Source organism: Corynebacterium glaucum (assembly GCF_030408855.1).
In the GTDB taxonomy this organism is placed as follows: domain Bacteria; phylum Actinomycetota; class Actinomycetes; order Mycobacteriales; family Mycobacteriaceae; genus Corynebacterium; species Corynebacterium glaucum.
The window spans coordinates 720,047-732,993 of the sequence record NZ_CP047358.1 but is presented as its reverse complement, the minus strand read 5'-3'; the positions used below and the strand labels follow the sequence as shown (position 1 = coordinate 732,993).

Genomic DNA, 12,947 nt, shown 5'->3' with positions numbered 1-12,947 from the left:
TCTAGTCCTGCTCGAGCGAGTCGAGGACAACCTCGAACTCAAGCAGCTCAGCCTTCGAGGAAACTGGCTTGCGCTCGCCGCCGCGCCCCTCAGCGTGACCTTCATCGTGTCCGTGGCCCTCGCCGGGATCGCCGGACTGGGCATGGCCTGCACGGCCTTCACCCTCCCACCATGCGTTGTATGCATCCTCGTCGGCCCAGCGGGTGACTACGAAGTAGCGCTCTTCACCCTTGACCGGGCGTAGCAACTGGAAGCCTTCGAACCCAGGCTGCGAATCGATAGCATGCTTGCGGGCTTGGAAGCGACGCTCCAGTTCCTCCCCGGCTCCTTCAGGGACAGTAATCGCGTTAATCTTCACAATGCTCATGCCCGCCATTATGCCCCGCCCGAAGAATGTTCCACCGGCCCCGACAACTGTTTTTGATTACCGTGGAAAGCAACTACCGGCGACGAATACCAGCACGCACCTGGGAGGAACAATGAGCGACATCACCACGACCGATGCCTGGAACAACCTGAAGAAACTGCACGCGGAAAAGTCAGAGACGACACTGCGCGATCATTTCGTCGCAGATAGCAACCGCGCGGAGCACTTCACTTTCGAGGCTGCCGGGCTGCGGGCTGATCTTTCGAAGAATCTGGTTGACGCGGACGTCGTGAAGCAACTTGTTGCTCTTGCTGAAGAGGCGAGCTTGCGCGAGCGTATCGACGAGATGTTTGCCGGCGCCCACCTGAACAACACGGAGGATCGTGCGGTTCTGCACACGGCGCTGCGCATGCCAGTGGATGCGGAGCTGGAGGTAGACGGCCAGGATGTTGCCGCCGATGTGCACGAGGTGCTCGGCCGGATGCGCGACTTCGCATCCGCCCTGCGCTCCGGCGAGTGGCAAGGCCACACCGGGCACACGATCAAGAAGGTGGTGAACATCGGCATTGGTGGCTCCGATTTGGGCCCGGCAATGTCGACGAAGGCGCTGCGCGCATACGCCACCGCGGGGATTACGGCGGAGTTCGTGTCCAACGTCGATCCTGCTGACCTGGCCGCTGTGCTGGACCGCTGCAACGCGGAAGAGACCCTGTTCATCGTCGCTTCGAAGACCTTCACCACCCAGGAGACCTTGGCCAACGCGCACGCGGCAAAACGTTGGCTGCTGGAGCAATTCGACGGCGACGAGTCCGCGATTGCGAAGCACTTCGTCGCAGTGTCGACGAACGCGGAGAAGGTTGCAGCGTTCGGCATCGACACCTCCAACATGTTCGGCTTCTGGGACTGGGTCGGCGGGCGCTACTCCATGGACTCCGCGATCGGCCTGAGCCTGATGGCCGTGATCGGCCCGCAGGACTTCATGCGCATGCTCGACGGCTTCCACGCCATGGATGAGCACTTCCGCACCGCACCGTTCGAGCAGAACGTGCCGGTGCTTATGGGCTTGCTCAACATTTGGTACCGCAATTTCTTCGACGCGCAGACCCACGCGGTGCTGCCGTACTCCGAGGACCTTTCCCGCTTCCCCGCATACCTGCAGCAGTTGACCATGGAGTCCAATGGCAAGTCTGTGCGCCACGACGGCACCGCCGTGACCTACAACACCGGTGAAATCTTCTGGGGCGAGCCGGGCACCAACGGCCAGCACGCGTTTTTCCAACTCATTCACCAGGGCACATCGCTCATTCCCGCAGACTTCATCGGGTTTGCCACCCCGAAGGAGGACTTCCCCACCGCCGACGGCACTGGCTCAATGCACGACCTGCTCATGGGCAACTTCTTCGCCCAGACCAAGGTGCTAGCGTTTGGCAAGACCCAACAAGAGATTGAAGACGAAGGCATCTCACGCGAACTCGCCCCACACAAGGTGATGCCGGGCAACCGTCCCACCACCACAATCTTGGCCAAGGAGCTCACCCCGTACGCGCTGGGTAGCCTGATCGCGCTCTATGAGCACATCACGTTCACCGAAGGCACCATCTGGGACATCAACTCGTTTGACCAGTGGGGCGTGGAGCTGGGCAAGCAGCAGGCCAACGATCTAGCCGACGCTGTCGCAGGCAGGGAAACCCCGAACACCGGCGACTCCTCCACCGACGCTCTCATCTCCTGGTACCGGAGCAACCGCTAATGGGCGAGCAAATCTCGGTTGATTCATACACCCCTCGCCAGCGCACGGTCTACCGCCGCCAGCTCGAGGAGGAACTCGAAGCATTCGACCGCCACTTGCAAGAGGCAGAGTTCATCGACAAAGGCACGATCGGGCTCGAGCTTGAGCTGAACCTTGTCGACGATCGGATGCGGCCCCACACCACGAACCAGCAGGTCCTTCAAACGCTGAGTGATGAGTACCAGGCAGAAGTTGGCCAGTTCAACGTGGAGCTCAATCACCCGCCGCTTTCCATCGAGGGCGATGGCCTGTCGAAACTGGAGCAGGGCTTACAGGAGCGTCTTGACCACGTGCGTCGGGCAGCTGGCGAAGTCGGGTCGCAGCTTGCAATGATCGGTACCCTGCCCACGCTGAGCACGGCTTTCCTCGAGGATCCGGAGTGGATGACGCCGGAGAACCGCTACTCGGGGCTGAACCGCTCTGTCATGGAGTCGCGCGGCGAGCTGGTTGAGATGCATCTGTGGCGCGAGGAGACTTACGGCCACGACTTCGACAGCATCGCACCGGAGTCCGCCTGCACCTCGATGCAGTTGCACCTGCAAGTAAAACCGGACATGTTTGCCAACGCGTGGAACGCCTCGCAAGCCATTGCTGGTGCCCAGGTCGCTCTGTCAGCCAACTCCCCGCTGTTTTTGGGGCACCGCGTGTGGCACGAGTCGCGCATCCCCGTGTTCAAGCAGGCGATAGACACGCGCACCAAGGAGCTGATCAACCAGGGCGTGCGCCCGCGCGTGTGGTTCGGCGAGCGCTGGATCACCTCGGTGTTCGACCTCTTCGAGGAGAACGTCCGCTACTTCTCTCCCCTTCTGCCGGAGGGCCGCGCGGAGGCAGGCAAGCCCGAGATGCTGGGCGACAGCCCCGGCCTGCACTACCTCAACCTGCAAAACGGCACCATCTGGCGCTGGAACCGCCCGATTTATGATCCGAATGGGGAACTCAGCCACATCCGCGTGGAAAACCGCATCCTGCCCGCAGGTCCCACGGTCAAAGACATCATCGCTGATGCGGCGTTCTACTACGGCTGCGTGAAAACTCTCGCCGACCAGACCCGTCCGGTCTGGTCGCGGCTGAGCTTCGAAGCTGCGCGGGAAAACTTCCGTCAGGGCGCGCGCCACGGACTCACTGCCAACCTGGAGTGGCCGACTCTGGGCACGCTTCCAGTGACTGACCTCGTTGAGCACCATCTGCTGCAAATCGCGGCCGATGGGCTGAAAACGCTCAACGTTTCCCCGAGCTGTGCCGACGAGTACCTCTCCATCATGGAGGGCCGCGTGCGAAACCGGCAGAACGGCGCGATGTGGCAGCTCAACGCGCTCAACCGGATCGCACCCGCATCGCGCCCCGAGACGGCCGAGCGTCGGGACGCACTCGAGCGTCTGCTCAGGCAGTACCTGAAGAATCAGAACACTGGCGCGCCGGTGCACACTTGGTCGCTCGAGGTTGAGTAGGGCACAATAGCCGGTTGTGCAGAGCATCATTGACTGGATTGTGAACCTCATGGAGGTCCTCGGTGCCCCTGGTGTCGGCATCGCCATTCTTTTAGAGAACCTCTTCCCCCCGATTCCTTCGGAAGTGGTGCTGCCCCTGGCGGGCTTCACCGTCGCCCAGGGCAGCTTGAACTTCCTCTCGGTGTTCATCTGGTCGGTGGTCGGTTCCGTACTCGGCGCCTACGTCTTGTACGGTATCGGCGCGTGGCTGGGCCTTGCCCGCCTGCGCGCGATCGCCGATTGGATGTGGCTGGTGAAGGCGTCCGATGTCGATGCCGCGATGAGCTTTTTCACTAAGTACGGTAAGCCGTCGATCTTCTTCGGCCGCCTCATCCCAGGTGTACGCTCACTGATTTCGATCCCAGCCGGCCTCGACCGGATGAACCTGGTCACCTTCGGCCTATGGACCACCCTCGGCTCCGGCATCTGGAACGCCATCCTCATTTACCTCGGCTTCATCCTCGGCGATAACTGGGAGAAGGCCACCGAGTACGCGGACACCTACTCCAATGTGATCTACGCGATCCTCGCCCTGATCATCCTGGGCTTCCTTATCTTCTTCATCCGCCGCGCAATCAAGGAGCGCGGCCAGGCTCAGGCGTGATAGCATGATTGCTATCAAACGGTAGGAGGTGGGGTAATGACATCGATAATTGTTCGGGGCCTCGACGAATCGGTAAAAAAGAGGCTCGTTCAGCAGGCCGAAAGAAACGGTCGCTCGATGGAAGCAGAAGCTCGTAGACTTATCGAAGAAGGAACCCGCCCCCACAACATCGCGTTGGCTCTCTACGAAGCGACCCGCGAGCACGCTGTCGACGACTTTCCCTTACCACCCAGAGAGGGCGAAGCGCGTTACGCCGATTTCTCATGATCGTTCTGGACACGAATGTGCTCTCCGAGGTAACTAAACCGTCGCCACATTCTTCCGTCCTGCGGTGGTTAGCGGCTCTCAACGATGAAACTTCGATCACCGCGGTTACGGCGGCAGAGTTGAGGGCAGGCTTGAGTGCCATGCCGCACGGGCACCGCAAGACAAAGCTTTCGGAGGTTGTAATCGCGCAACTCTCCGAGTTCGAGCAACTCGGCTCGGTTCTCCCTTTCGACCATTTCGCCGCGGTCGAGTACGCCACAGTGTTGGGATTGCGAAAGGCAGAGGGGAAACCTATCTCACCGCAAGACGCAATGATCGCGGCTATCTGCAGGAGCCACGGCGCCCCGCTGGCCACCCGAAACGTGGGCGACTTCGAGCACACGGGAGTTGAAGTAATTAATCCTTGGGCTCAGGCTGGCACACCGGACACCACCAAATAACCCGCTCGAGGTCCCCCTCTCCGCCGAGGAACCCCTTCTTGATCAGCGTCGTACACCTCCGACACGGCTTATTGTTGCGCCCAAACACATACGACGTCTCTCCCGCCCGCTTCACACCCGTGGTCACCCGCACAGGCTCGTCCTTGTTCGCCCACATCAGACGTCGCGAGAGCTCCAAGAGCTTATCGACGTCCACGTCCCCCACCTTTGCACTCGGGTGCACCCCTCCGAGGAAGCAGATCTCCGCGCGGTACTCGTTACCGATGCCCGCCACCCGATACTGATCCAAGAGGGAGCGTCCGATTTCCCGATCGGGGTCTTCCACGAGGCGTCGATAAGCTTCTTCGAAATCGAAGTCCTCCGCGAGCAGGTCCGGGCCGAGGTAGCCCATCCGCTCGTCGTATTCGCGCGCGGGCCAGACCTCAACAAGGCCGAGCTCGTGGCCGACCAGCTCGATGTCCTTATGCGGCGGGTCCGCGAGTCGCAGGACTACCCGCGCGGTGTAACCGGGCTTGCGCCACCGGTCGCCGGCGCGGTGCATCGCCCAGGTGCCCTCCATCTTCAAGTGGGTGTGCAGCACCTGCGGCTCGTAGCCCTCGGCGGCAAACTCCATAAACAGGTGCTTGCCGTAGGGCCACACCCGCGTGCAGGTCATGCCGGTGAAGTCGGTGGTGGCGTAACGCGGCACGCGCAGCGACGTATGCGTGACCTCGCGGCCGGCCATGAACTGCAGGCGCTTGGACAGCTGATAGACGGAATCGCCTTCGGGCATGCGTGCGAGGGTACACCCCTCTCGTCTCGTCCCATTCTGTAAGACGCGGGCAATCTTTTACAGAGCGGGCACCTCATAACAGCCGCCGCTAGGCATCAATCGTCGAAGCTGAGCTCCTCGTCGAAGCCGTCGAGGTCAACCAGCCCAGCCGTCCGCGCGGTCCCCTCCATCTCCTCGATGGCCTCGGCGACGCTGCGGCCGCGGCGCTTCGAGGCGGCGTGCACCTTCCCGCCGATGCGCGCGCCCTTGTGCGTCACCGTCGCGCCGTAGTCGCGCAGCACAAACGCGCCGCCACCGTTGAGTTTCTCCACGCTCAGCGGCGACATGCGGCCGCGGTTCACCGCGTCGGTCAGCGCCTGCACCACCAGCGGCATCGGGTCGCCGACACCGTCCGGGAAGCGGTCGAAGAACGTGGTCATGGTTTTGCCGCCGCGGGTGATGTGGGCGGCAAGCAAGCCGTCGATAAGCACGACAAGTGCCCCTGCCGAGCGAGTGGGGCCCTGCTCTGGCCAGGGAAGCGCGGCGCCGTAGGGGTTGGCCGGGTCGGTGGCGGCGAGGACGTGGACCAGCGGCTCGCGCGCGCCGGAGGGCCAGCCGACAACGTCGTCGGAGTCCTGGTAGCCGCGCAGCCGGTCGATGGTGGCGGGCGTGGAGAACTGCGAGGCACCGAGGCCTTCGATGAGGTATCCGCGCATCGCTTTGCCGGATTCCTCGAAGCCGGAGAGCACCTTGTACGCCAGCGCGAACCCGCCGAGCACGTCTTCGGCGACGACGCTGCCGCGCGTGACCACGCCGTAGCGGTCCAGCCACGCCTCGCCGAACGCGAGCGAGCGCCGCGTCGCGTCGTTGTCGGGCGCGGGTGTCGCGGCCCAGCGCCCAGCCATGTCGGGGGGCGTGAGGTTGGCAAAGCTTGTGCGGCCGGAGCGCACCCTGCTTCTCGACGGTCTCCTGCGCGCCCGGTGCGCCGTCTTCCCGCCCGCCAAGCGTGCTCGGATCGGGGCGAAGGAGTCGGGCGATAGGAACCCGGCCTCGACAAGGTCCCACATTGCCTCGCGCAGCTCTTCGGAGGTGGTGGTCTGTTGGCCAGTGGGTCCGGCCAACAGGTCCGTGAAGAGGTACCCGCCGCCGCGGCCGATTTGGTCCAGCACCTGTTGCTGCGTCAGCGAGAGCACGGGCGGCTCGACCTGCGGCATGAGCTGGGCGGCGTAGTCGGTGGGTAGCAGCATGATCCACGGGTCGCGCGCGCCCGCCTTGCCGGCGCCGACGATGGCGATCTCGCCGCTAGAGGTGAGCTCGTCGAGCATCTCCGGCGCGTAATCCCCAATGCGTGACGGCAAGATGTGCGATTCCCACGCGCTGGCCGGCAACCGCACGCCGGCGAGCTGCTCCAGCACCGAGTACACGCCGTCCGCCCCGCGCAGCGCCGGCACCACCCCGGACGGTGCCACGTTCGCCCACGCCGGCAGGAAGCGGCCGAACGCGGACTGCGACACCGGCCGCGATTGCGCCCGCGCCGCCGCCAAAGACCGCGTGCGGATGGTGCGCAGCACCTCTGCGGCGACGTACTCTTGCTCGTCCACGCCCTGACGGAAGCGGCCCTCGATGACCTTGTCCGACTCCACCAGGCGCGACAGCGGCTCAAACGCCGCACCAACCGCAAGTCCGAACGCGTCGGCGAGGTCGCGCAGCGTGAACAGCCCGCGGGTACGCACCCAGCGCCCCACCAGTTGGGCAAGCGCGTCGGGAATCGTGGCCACCTGGGCGGGTACGCCCGGCGGGATGGGCACCCCCAATCCGTCGCGAAGCAAAGGCGCGTCGAGCACCTGCGCAACGTGCTCGCGGCCGCCGATGCGAACCCGCATCATGCGTGCGGGCCCGAGCGATTGCTCGAGCGAGACAAGCGGCACGGAGGTGTACTCCCCCAGCTCGTCCACCGGCACCGGGCCGATGATGCGCAGCGTGTCCGCGAACTGCTCGGATGTCTCCGCGCGCCCCACGCGCCGCAGGTTGCGGTCGACTTCCGCGATCACGTCGGCGTCGAGCAGCTCGCGCAGCTCCACCGTGCCCAAGAGTTTCGCCAGCAGCGAAGGATCCAAAGACAGCGCCGCCGCGCGTTTTTCCGCCAGTGGCGTATCGCCCTCGTACATGAACGCGCCGGTGTAGTTGAACAGCAGCGATGACGCGAACGGGCTCGGCTGATCCGTCGTCACCTCCGCGATGCGCACCCGCCGCGTGTTCAGGTGCTGCATCACCTCGGTCAGCGCAGGCAGGTCGTACACGTCCTGCAGGCATTCGCGCACCGTCTCCAGGATGATCGGAAACGACGGATAGTTGCGCGCCACGTCTAAGAGTTGCTCAGCGCGCTGGCGCTGCTGCCACAGCGGCGCGCGCTTGCCCGGATTGCGCCGCGGCAAGAGCAGCGCACGCGCAGCGCACTCGCGGAACCGGGACGCGAACAGCGCTGAGTTGCCCACCTGCTCAGTCACAATGTCGGCGATCTCGTCCGCATCAAACAGGAACACCGACGCGTCCGGCTCCTTGTCGCCTTGCGGCAGGCGCAGCACAATGCCGTCGTCGCCCGCCACCGCTTGGGCGTCCATGCCGGTCTCCTGCGCCACTCGCCAACCGGTCGCCAGCGCCCACGCGGCGTTCACACCCTTGCCAAACGGGGTGTGCAGCACCACGCGCCAGTCCCCCAACTCGTCGGTGAAGCGCTCGAGCACCAGCGTCGTGTCGTCCGGCAGGATTCCGGTCGCTTCCTCCTGTTCGGCCAGGTAGGCCAGCAGGTTGTTGCGGGCCCGCTCGTCTAAGGAAGGATCGAGGGCTTCGCTTGCTTGTCGACGAAACTCCCCAACCGCCTTCCCCAACTCATACGGCCTCCCAAGCGCGTCACCGGTCCAGAACGGCAAGCGCCCCGTATGGCCCGGCGCGGGGGAAACCTGCACTTGGTCGCGGGTGATGTTCTCGATGCGCCAGCTCGACGCGCCGAGGGTGAATACGTCGCCGACGCGCGACTCGTAGACCATCTCCTCGTCCAGCTCGCCCACGCGGCGGGGTACGCCGCCTTCCGCATCGGAGCCGACGAGGAACACGCCGAACATGCCGCGGTCCGGGATGGTGCCGGCGTTGGTCACCGCGACGCGCTGTGCGCCGGGTCGGGCCTTCAAGGTGGTGCCCTCCAGAATCGCGCGGGGGCGCAATTCTGCGAAGTCCGTCGACGGGTAGACCCCGGTGACCAGGTCGATCACCGAGTTGAACACATCTCGCGCCAGGTCGCGGTACGGCCAAGCGCGGGTGACGGTCTCGTACCACTCGTCCACATCGAGATCCTCGAACGCGATCGCGGCCACCGTGTGCTGCGCGAGCACGTCGAGCGGGTTTTTCGGCGGGTGCAGCTCCTCAATCAGCCCGGCGCGCATGCGCGGCACGGTCACCGCGGTCTGCACCAGGTCAGAGCGGTGCTTGGGATAGAACGTGCCCTCAGAGACCGCTCCCACGGAGTGTCCGGCGCGGCCCACGCGCTGCAAACCAGATGCGACGCTCGGCGGCGCCTCCACTTGAATCACCAGGTCAACGGCACCCATGTCGATGCCCAGCTCCAGTGAAGACGTGGAGATCACGGCCTTCAGCGTGCCCTCTTTCAGCATCGTTTCGGTTTGCAAGCGTTCTTCTTTGGACACGCTGCCGTGGTGCGCACGCGCGATTACATTCGCGGCGTGCCCCGCTGTATCCACCGGCTTCATCAGCTGCGCGGGCGGACGCCTGGTCGGCGCGCTCAGCGCCTCCGGGTCGTGCTCTTTCGCCCACAGCTCGTTGATCTGGCTGGTCAGCCGCTCTGCGGTCCGGCGCGAGTTCACAAACACAATCGTCGAGCGGTGCGCCATCACCTCCTCGTATACGGCTTGCTCAATGTGGGGCCAGATGCTTTTCGACGCCCCGATCGGCGGCGCTATCGGCTCCGCGGCGGATCCTGCGCCGTCACCTGGAGCCCCGTCACCGGGAGCCCCGTCAAGGAACAGCTTGTCGTCGATGATCGCCTCGCCGACGGTGGAGGCATCTTCTGGCACGGGCAGGTCGCTCATGTCGTCCACCGGCACGCGGACGGTGAGCTCCCACTTCTTCTCCGCAGGCGGATTGATGATGGTGGTGCGCGGCCCAAGGAAGTTCGCCACCGTCGACAATGGGCGCACGGTCGCGCTCAACCCGATGCGTTGGAACTTGCCTGCCAAACGCTCCAGCCGCTCGAGGGAGAGCGCTAGGTGCACGCCGCGCTTCGTGCCGGCGAGCGCGTGGATCTCGTCCACAATCACCGTGTCCACGGTTTTGAGAATGGCCGCCGCCTTGGAGGTGAGCATGAGGTAGAGGGACTCGGGCGTGGTGATGAGGATGTCCGGGGGTTTGCGCAGCTGCCGGTTGCGCTCGGATTGGGGGGTGTCGCCGGAGCGCACCGCCACCGAGATATCCGGCATGTCCTTATCCATGCGCCGCGCCACGCGTGCAATACCGGACAAAGGCGCGCGCAGGTTATTCTCCACGTCGACGCCGAGTGCTTTGAGCGGAGAGACGTAAAGGACACGCGTTCCACCGTGCGTCGATAAGCTTGAGCCCTCAATGGGCAAAGCCTGCTGGCCGGCGCGCTCCACGAGCGAATTGAGCGACCACAAGAACGCGGCGAGAGTTTTGCCCGAGCCTGTGGGCGCAACCACCAGAGAGTTCTCTCCCTCCGAGATCGCGCGCCACGCCTGCTCCTGCACGGCGGTCGGGGCCTGGAAGACTTCCTCGAACCAAGTGGCCACCTGCGGGTGGAACCGGTTCAGGATGGAAGAACTCTCAGGGGGCATGGGCATACTTTAGCCGGTAGAGTCTGGAACCATGAGCGCCCAGTACTCTGATTCCCGGCTGACCAACCTCATCGCCCAAGGCACCGGCGAGATTCTCAAAGGCATCCGCGGTGTTGGCCTCCTGCGCGGCCGTGAACTCGGTGAAGCTGGCGACGACCTCGCGCAAAACTGGATTGCACGCGTGCTTGAGCAGCACCGCCCGGGCGACGGATTCCTCTCCGAGGAAGCGGCGGACGATCACAGCCGTTTGGGCAACAATCGCGTGTGGATTGTGGACCCGCTTGACGGCACGAAGGAATTTGCCACCGGTCGCCAAGACTGGGCTGTGCACGTGGCGTTGGTGGAAGACGGCGTGCCCACCCACGCGGCTGTGGGCCTGCCGGACCTCGGGGTGGTGTTCAAGTCCTCCGACGTCCGCCACGTCTCCGGCCCGTTCGCGGGCAAGATCGCGATGAGCCGCAACCGTCCCCCGGCTGTCGCTGCGTATGTGGCAAGCGAGCTGGGTTTTGAAACTGCCCAAGTCGGCTCCGCCGGCGCGAAGGCGATGCACGTGCTGCTCGGCGATTACGACGCGTACGTCCACGCCGGTGGTCAATATGAGTGGGATCAGGCCGCTCCCGTGGGCGTGTCAATGGCCGCGGGCCTGCACTGCTCGCGCCTCGATGGCTCGGAATTGCGCTACAACAACGAGGACACCTATATTCCTGATCTACTGATCTGCCGCCCGGAGCTTGCCGAGGACATCCTGGCCGCCTGCGCGCGCTACCACGACGAGCACGGCAGCTACGAAGGAGTTTCCAACTAGTGAGTGTGCCCACCCCGTACGAGGAGTTGCTTGCAGACGTCTTAGAGCACGGCACCCCGAAGGGCGACCGCACCGGCACCGGCACCAGGAGCGTGTTCGGCCGCCAGATCCGCTACGACCTCTCCGAGGCGTTTCCGCTGCTGACCACGAAGAAGGTCTACTTCCACGGGGTCGTCGGCGAGCTGCTGTGGTTCCTGCGCGGCGATTCCAACGTGCGCTGGCTGCAGGAGAACAACGTCCGGATCTGGAACGAATGGGCGGATGAGGACGGCGAGCTCGGCCCGGTTTACGGCGTGCAGTGGCGCTCCTGGCCCACCCCGGACGGCCAGCACGTCGACCAGATCGAGCAGGCAGTGGAGATGCTGCGCTCCAACCCGGACTCGCGCCGCATCCTCGTGTCCGCGTGGAACGTCGCCGAGTTGGACAAGATGGCGCTTATGCCCTGCCACTTGCTGTTCCAGCTCTACGTCGCCGACGGCACCTTGTCCATGCAGGTGTACCAGCGCTCCGCCGACATGTTCCTCGGCGTGCCGTTCAACATCGCGTCCTATGCGCTGTTGACCCACATGTTCGCGCAGCAGGCTGGCTTGAAGGTGGGCGAGCTGATCTGGACTGGCGGCGATTGCCACATCTACAACGACCACGTTGAACAGGTCAAAGAGCAGCTCTCTCGCGAGGCGCGGCCCTACCCGCAGCTGAAACTGCGCAAGGCCGATTCGATCCTCGACTACACCTTTGAGGACATCGAGGTCACCGACTACGACCCACACCCGACCATTACGGCGAAAGTCTCCGTCTAATGGCCACACTCGGTTCGATCTGGGCGCAGTCACGCGACGGCGTAATTGGCGATGGCGCTGACATGCCCTGGCACCTGCCGGAAGACCTCAAGCACTTCAAAGACACCACCATGGGCCACCCCATCATCATGGGGCGCCGCACGTGGGAGTCCCTGCCGATTAAACCGCTGCCAGGACGCGTGAACCACGTGCTCTCCTCGCGCACCCCAGGCGCGTGGTCTGACGGCGCGTACGTGTCTCACGACTTGCCGGACCTTCAGGCAGATGCATGGATCATTGGCGGTGGCCAACTTTACGAGGCGACGCTTGACGAGGTCGACGTCATTGAACGAACGCTTATCGACGCCACCTTGGAACCCGCCGTTGACAATCCCGTCTACGCGCCGCGCATCGGCGACGAGTTCGAGCTCGTCTCCGACGGCGAATGGCAAACCGCTACCACCGGCTTGCGCTACAAGTTCCAGCGCTTTGAAAGGAAAGCATGACCGCCCTCACTCCCCCATCCACTGATGCACACGTGACCATTTTCGCCGCGGACTGGTGCCCGTTCTGCCGCAAGCTGCGCGAGCGTTTGGATCGCACGGAGACCCCCTACGACCTCGTCGACGTTGAGGCCGAGGGGATGGACGAGGTCAACGCATGGATCGAGAGCGTGAACGACGGCAACCGCGTCATACCGACCGTGCTCTACTCCGACGGCACCCACGAGACTAATCCAGAGGCCTCCGCGGTGCGCGCGAAGCTGCGCGAACTCACCAGCGAAGCATAAGCGTCT

The 12,947-nt window shown here is 64.2% G+C and carries 12 protein-coding genes; 9 read left to right on the top strand and 3 right to left on the bottom strand.

What is annotated here, in order from left to right:
* Window position 1: 1 nt before the first annotated feature.
* Window positions 2-367: an antibiotic biosynthesis monooxygenase family protein gene (locus tag CGLAUT_RS03540; RefSeq protein WP_095661017.1), complete on the bottom strand. Its 366-nt coding sequence runs from the start codon at window positions 365-367 to the stop codon at window positions 2-4.
* A 112-nt stretch (window positions 368-479) separates the two neighbouring features.
* Between CGLAUT_RS03540 and pgi the strand changes: the two genes are divergently transcribed.
* The 5 genes from pgi to CGLAUT_RS03520 are packed head-to-tail and all read left to right on the top strand — an operon-like array spanning window position 480 to window position 4,954.
* Window positions 480-2,117 carry a glucose-6-phosphate isomerase gene (pgi, locus tag CGLAUT_RS03535; RefSeq protein WP_095659512.1) on the top strand — a complete coding sequence of 546 codons (1,638 nt, stop codon included), beginning with the start codon at window positions 480-482 and terminating at the stop codon, window positions 2,115-2,117.
* Entirely contained in the window at window positions 2,117-3,604 is a 1,488-nt protein-coding gene (locus CGLAUT_RS03530) for a glutamate-cysteine ligase family protein (RefSeq protein ID WP_095659511.1), read from the top strand. The genes pgi and CGLAUT_RS03530 overlap by 1 nt, the downstream gene beginning before the upstream one ends.
* A 16-nt stretch (window positions 3,605-3,620) precedes the next feature.
* Window positions 3,621-4,247 carry a DedA family protein gene (locus CGLAUT_RS03525; protein WP_095659510.1) on the top strand — a complete coding sequence of 209 codons (627 nt, stop codon included), beginning with the start codon at window positions 3,621-3,623 and terminating at the stop codon, window positions 4,245-4,247.
* A 36-nt stretch (window positions 4,248-4,283) separates the two neighbouring features.
* Window positions 4,284-4,514 (top strand): FitA-like ribbon-helix-helix domain-containing protein, encoded by a 231-nt coding sequence (locus CGLAUT_RS12190; RefSeq protein ID WP_095659509.1) that lies wholly within the window; start codon window positions 4,284-4,286, stop codon window positions 4,512-4,514.
* A complete protein-coding gene (locus CGLAUT_RS03520; protein WP_290186334.1) occupies window positions 4,511-4,954 on the top strand; it encodes a type II toxin-antitoxin system VapC family toxin in 444 nt (147 codons plus the stop codon). Before CGLAUT_RS12190 ends, CGLAUT_RS03520 begins: the two co-directional genes overlap by 4 nt.
* Here CGLAUT_RS03520 and CGLAUT_RS03515 read toward each other — a convergent pair.
* Window positions 4,911-5,726: a DNA-formamidopyrimidine glycosylase family protein gene (locus tag CGLAUT_RS03515; protein WP_290186331.1), complete on the bottom strand. Its 816-nt coding sequence runs from the start codon at window positions 5,724-5,726 to the stop codon at window positions 4,911-4,913. The two genes, CGLAUT_RS03520 and CGLAUT_RS03515, sit on opposite strands and share 44 nt — an antisense overlap.
* Before the next feature lie 95 nt (window positions 5,727-5,821).
* A complete protein-coding gene (locus tag CGLAUT_RS03510; RefSeq protein WP_290186330.1) occupies window positions 5,822-10,567 on the bottom strand; it encodes an Lhr family ATP-dependent helicase in 4,746 nt (1,581 codons plus the stop codon).
* Between the two features lie 31 nt (window positions 10,568-10,598).
* Here CGLAUT_RS03510 and CGLAUT_RS03505 point away from each other — a divergent pair, with 31 nt between their 5' ends.
* The 4 genes from CGLAUT_RS03505 to CGLAUT_RS03490 are packed head-to-tail and all read left to right on the top strand — an operon-like array spanning window position 10,599 to window position 12,941.
* A complete protein-coding gene (locus CGLAUT_RS03505) occupies window positions 10,599-11,372 on the top strand; it encodes a 3'(2'),5'-bisphosphate nucleotidase CysQ (protein ID WP_095659505.1) in 774 nt (257 codons plus the stop codon).
* On the top strand, window positions 11,372-12,172 hold the full coding sequence (locus tag CGLAUT_RS03500) for a thymidylate synthase (protein WP_290186329.1): 801 nt from the start codon (window positions 11,372-11,374) through the stop codon (window positions 12,170-12,172). Before CGLAUT_RS03505 ends, CGLAUT_RS03500 begins: the two co-directional genes overlap by 1 nt.
* Window positions 12,172-12,657: a dihydrofolate reductase gene (locus tag CGLAUT_RS03495; RefSeq protein ID WP_290186327.1), complete on the top strand. Its 486-nt coding sequence runs from the start codon at window positions 12,172-12,174 to the stop codon at window positions 12,655-12,657. The genes CGLAUT_RS03500 and CGLAUT_RS03495 overlap by 1 nt, the downstream gene beginning before the upstream one ends.
* On the top strand, window positions 12,654-12,941 hold the full coding sequence (locus tag CGLAUT_RS03490) for a glutaredoxin domain-containing protein (RefSeq protein ID WP_290186326.1): 288 nt from the start codon (window positions 12,654-12,656) through the stop codon (window positions 12,939-12,941). The genes CGLAUT_RS03495 and CGLAUT_RS03490 overlap by 4 nt, the downstream gene beginning before the upstream one ends.
* Window positions 12,942-12,947 lie beyond the last annotated feature (6 nt).

What these genes read in the sequence shown, in the direction of transcription:
- CGLAUT_RS03540 (WP_095661017.1), bottom strand. Translation starts at nt 367, where the DNA reads ATGAGCATTGTGAAGATTAACGCGATTACTGTCCCTGAAGGAGCCGGG.
- pgi (WP_095659512.1), top strand. Translation starts at nt 480, where the DNA reads ATGAGCGACATCACCACGACCGATGCCTGGAACAACCTGAAGAAACTG.
- CGLAUT_RS03530 (WP_095659511.1), top strand. Translation starts at nt 2,117, where the DNA reads ATGGGCGAGCAAATCTCGGTTGATTCATACACCCCTCGCCAGCGCACG.
- CGLAUT_RS12190 (WP_095659509.1), top strand. Translation starts at nt 4,284, where the DNA reads ATGACATCGATAATTGTTCGGGGCCTCGACGAATCGGTAAAAAAGAGG.
- CGLAUT_RS03520 (WP_290186334.1), top strand. Translation starts at nt 4,511, where the DNA reads ATGATCGTTCTGGACACGAATGTGCTCTCCGAGGTAACTAAACCGTCG.
- CGLAUT_RS03515 (WP_290186331.1), bottom strand. Translation starts at nt 5,726, where the DNA reads ATGCCCGAAGGCGATTCCGTCTATCAGCTGTCCAAGCGCCTGCAGTTC.
- CGLAUT_RS03510 (WP_290186330.1), bottom strand. Translation starts at nt 10,567, where the DNA reads ATGCCCCCTGAGAGTTCTTCCATCCTGAACCGGTTCCACCCGCAGGTG.
- CGLAUT_RS03505 (WP_095659505.1), top strand. Translation starts at nt 10,599, where the DNA reads ATGAGCGCCCAGTACTCTGATTCCCGGCTGACCAACCTCATCGCCCAA.
- CGLAUT_RS03495 (WP_290186327.1), top strand. Translation starts at nt 12,172, where the DNA reads ATGGCCACACTCGGTTCGATCTGGGCGCAGTCACGCGACGGCGTAATT.
- CGLAUT_RS03490 (WP_290186326.1), top strand. Translation starts at nt 12,654, where the DNA reads ATGACCGCCCTCACTCCCCCATCCACTGATGCACACGTGACCATTTTC.